Below are 3660 nucleotides of genomic sequence, written 5' to 3'. Positions count from 1 at the left end.
AAGGTTAACGACGGTTAGATTCACCTCTTACACAGCACCTCAACAGTATTGATCCATTTATTTGATGCGCAAGTACAAGATGGTAGTGGTGGCTATCGAGAGTCCAAGTTTACCCAAGCGGGCAGTGATGTGGTAGTTGTCGATTCGCCTTTTGGCAGAATTGGTTTAAGTGTATGTTATGATGTGCGTTTTGCAGGCCTTTATCAGCAGATGATGGCACTGGGTGCAGATATTATTTTAGTCCCTAGCGCATTTACCACTGTCACTGGCGAAGCGCATTGGTTGCCTTTACTACAAGCCCGAGCCATAGAAACACAGTAAACCTGCCTCTACTTCGTTCAGTTACGTATTGCTAAGGTTAATCAATCAAGAAGGGAAAGCAAGGTCAGCACCTGCGCATAGCCGCATAATCATCACCTGGGGTTATCCCTTCAATATTGTAACGCCGGTAATCGCTCTTCAGGGGGCCCTTCCCGGTTAAATACAACACAGGATGCTACTGTTTGCTGGCCAGATGTATGACTGATATCAAAACACTCCATACGGGCTACAGGTTGATCAAGATCGAGAATATCTTCAAGATCCATATACCGGGCGTGTACTGACTTTTGTTGACTGTATTGCGCATCCAACGCATTTTCCGCGTTACTTTGCGCTAGTTTTAAATAGCGGCGCTTTTCCTCGCGGGCACCTTTAAAGATTTTAACTTTCCGTTTTGCTTCTTCACTTAGCACCTCAACGATACTATCTTCTTCGCTTAGAGGCCTTGGAATAACAATTTGCTTGGGGATAATTTTATTTCCAGACAAGTAAAACTGCAGGAAAAAAGACTCAAAAATCTCATCTTCACTGGATGCAGCGGGAACCTTGGGGAAATAAGATTTACTGCCAAGGAGTTGACTGTCCCGAATAAACATAACCTGGATACACGCCATATTCCCTCTCTACCGCGAAGCCGAAAATATCCATTTCATCCTGGGTTCCGGCGACCCATTGGCGTTCCTGCACTTTCCTCAAAACATTAATTTGATCGCGATACCGTGCTGCAGCTTCAAAATTGAGACGCTCGCTGGCGTCTTCCATTTTTTCAACCAGTGTCCCAATGACCTGCTGGTTTTTACCGTTAAGAAATAAGCGTGCTAAGTCAACCTGTTCTTTATACTCGTCATCTGAAACGTAACCTTCTACACAGGGCGCGCTACAACGCTTCATTTGATATTGCAAACAAGGGCGACTCCTTGCTCTGTAGTAACTGTCTTCACACTGTCGAACGGGAAAAATCTTCTGCATGGTCCGCAGACTTTCTCTCACTGCCCATGCGCTGGGATAGACGGCCCGAAGTACTCACCTTTCTTCTTTTGCGGCCCGCGATGGAATGAAAGCCGGGGATGTGTATGAGACGATAAGAAGATAAACGGGTAAGACTTGTCATCCCGCATAACCACGTTGTATCTGGGCTTATATCTTCTTTATGAAGTTATTTTCGAGGAGGAAGGCTTCTGTCTCACTGTTAACAACTGTGATATCCATGTTGGCAATACTGGCAACAAGGGAACGGGTCTTGGCGTTGTCTAGTTGTTTTCTGAAATAACTGCTAACCCGCTTTTTCAGGTTTTTCGCCTTGCCCACATAGATAACGTCACCCTGGTCATTGTACATACGGTAAACGCCAGGCTGACTGGTGAGGGTACGCAGAAACGCGGTGTGATCAAATTGAGTCATTCAAACCTTACAACATATTTGGTTCGATAAGCTTGTGTCTCAACGCCAAATGGGTGAGTTCTACATCAGTTTCTACATCGAGCTTCTCAAACATTCTGTACCGATACGTATTTACGGTTTTTGCACTTATATTAAGCTCGCTGGCAATTTCAGGTACTTTTTGTCCTTTGGTAAGCCGCATTGCAATATTCAACTCACGGGTAGAAAGCGTATCAAAAGGATTATCCGATTCTGGAACAACCCTTTTTATCGCAATCATTTGAGCGATATCCTGAGGTAAATATTTTTGCCCTGCGTGTACTTTGTAAATCGCTCGAATCATTTCTTCCGGTTCTGCATCTTTTGTAAGAAAGCCGAAAGCACCGATTTGCATAACCTGCGAAGGAATTGGATGCTCTTTATGCATAGATAAACAGATAACACGAGTGTTCTCAGACATACGAACTATTTTTTTAGTCGCTTCAAGGCCGCCCATGCCAGGCATGTTTACGTCCATCAACACAATGTCAGGCGCATTGTGACGGCACAGCTTTACCGCATCTTCACCGTTTTTCGCTTCGGCCACAACCGAAAATTCTTTTTCATCGTCCAAGATACGCCTGATCCCTGTTCTGACCAATTCATGGTCGTCTGCCAGGATAATTTTTATCACGTTTGCGCTCACTAAATCGTCGTTATTATAATGAATGTCGCCTATGGGGCACAATTTATAATACCATTTTCACCGCTGCTGTGAAATGTGGCAATCGTGAATATTTATTCTGGAGTAATCATCTAGATTTCCAGTTTATTTGAGAAAATCTAGATAACGGGTAAATCGAACCAAAGCGCTTCCACACTCCCCTGTGCATCAAGTGTAATCGCATCCTGTTGATATAGCCCCAAGCCATCACCTGCGTTAAGTTCAACGAACTCGTTTTGCAACGTGCCTCGAATTAGGTGGAGATAACCCATTCGTTGCCTCGTTGAAAGGGAAAGCGGCTTGCCGTCTTCAGGTAAAACCCGGTAGATACTTGCATCCTGATTTATTCGTACACTTCCCTGAGTACCCGTTGGCGTTACAAGGGGCGTCATAACGCCTATTTGCTTTATCGTTCTTTGCTCGTATTCGGGTTGAATACCAGCTTGGTTGGGAATGATCCATATTTGCAAAAATTTGACGGCTTCAGTGGCAGAAGCGTTATATTCAGAGTGCATAATACCCCTACCAGCACTCATTCGCTGAACATCGCCAGCAGGAATTGTATGAACGTTGCCAGTGCTGTCTTTGTGCTCAAGCGCCCCTTCAGTGACATAAGATATAATTTCCATATCCCGATGACCGTGCGTATCAAAGCCACGCCCTGGTGCTACAGAGTCATCATTTAAAACCCGTAACACAGACATACCCATGTGATTGGGGTCGTAATATCGACCAAATGAAAACGTATGGAAAGACTGAAGCCAACCAAAGTCGGCCGTACCTCGCTCTGAAGCGCGTCGTATATATCTCATGGGTCACTCCTAATGATTAAGTGCCCCATGATAATCCTGCTAATTGTTTTTAAAATGGCAAAAATACGAGACTATCGTTCTATTTTGCAGAATGAATGAGTGTTTCAATACGAGCCAGCGCTTCTTCAATTACTTCTTGACTGGTTGCCAGATTTAACCTCACAAACCCGGGTTGTCCGAAGGTGCTTCCTTCATTCAGTTGCCAACCCCGTGGCTCGATACAGAGCATCGGCAACGTTACATTCTTTGGGAAAAATAGAGCTGAGATCCAACCAGAAAAAACAGGTGCTCCTGGGACACTCGCTAACGAGAGGAGTTTTTTTCAAAGCATCAAAAAACAGTAGCCTGTTTTTATTCACTGTGGATATTACTTTACTTAGCCAAGGGTCATTATCTTCGTGATAGGCAGCTGCTAATGCCGCGCACGCCAGGTCGCCGGCGTGC

3 protein-coding genes and 2 pseudogenes are annotated in these 3660 nt (G+C 44.8%); 1 reads left to right on the top strand and 4 read right to left on the bottom strand.

Annotated features, from left to right (window positions below; all coding sequences use genetic code 11):
* Positions 1–51: 51 nt before the first annotated feature.
* Positions 52–318, top strand: a pseudogene (locus tag ACXAC4_RS20580) (nitrilase-related carbon-nitrogen hydrolase); the annotation flags it as partial.
* Positions 319–397: 79 nt separating this feature from the next.
* On the opposite strand, the pseudogene uvrC reads toward ACXAC4_RS20580, so the two are convergent.
* The 4 genes and pseudogenes from uvrC to ACXAC4_RS20560 all read right to left on the bottom strand — a co-directional run.
* Positions 398–1722, bottom strand: a pseudogene (uvrC, locus tag ACXAC4_RS20575) (excinuclease ABC subunit UvrC); the annotation flags it as partial.
* A 7-nt stretch (positions 1723–1729) separates the two neighbouring features.
* The gene (uvrY, locus tag ACXAC4_RS20570; protein ID WP_474822246.1) at positions 1730–2374 is read right to left on the bottom strand and encodes a UvrY/SirA/GacA family response regulator transcription factor; all 645 of its coding nucleotides are present in this window, start codon (positions 2372–2374) and stop codon (positions 1730–1732) included.
* A gap of 149 nt (positions 2375–2523) precedes the next feature.
* A complete protein-coding gene (locus ACXAC4_RS20565) occupies positions 2524–3216 on the bottom strand; it encodes a pirin family protein (RefSeq protein ID WP_474822244.1) in 693 nt (230 codons plus the stop codon).
* Between the two features lie 191 nt (positions 3217–3407).
* Positions 3408–3660: hypothetical protein (locus ACXAC4_RS20560; protein WP_475165058.1), on the bottom strand; the 253-nt coding region annotated here is incomplete at its 5' end.

Source organism: Pseudoalteromonas sp. AWM4_233 (genome assembly GCF_056158285.1).
This window is presented reverse-complemented; position numbering and strand designations above follow the sequence as displayed.

Bases quoted from the DNA above. Each gene is read 5' to 3' on its own strand.
- ACXAC4_RS20565 (WP_474822244.1), bottom strand. From the start codon at position 3,216: ATGAGATATATACGACGCGCTTCAGAGCGAGGTACGGCCGACTTTGGT.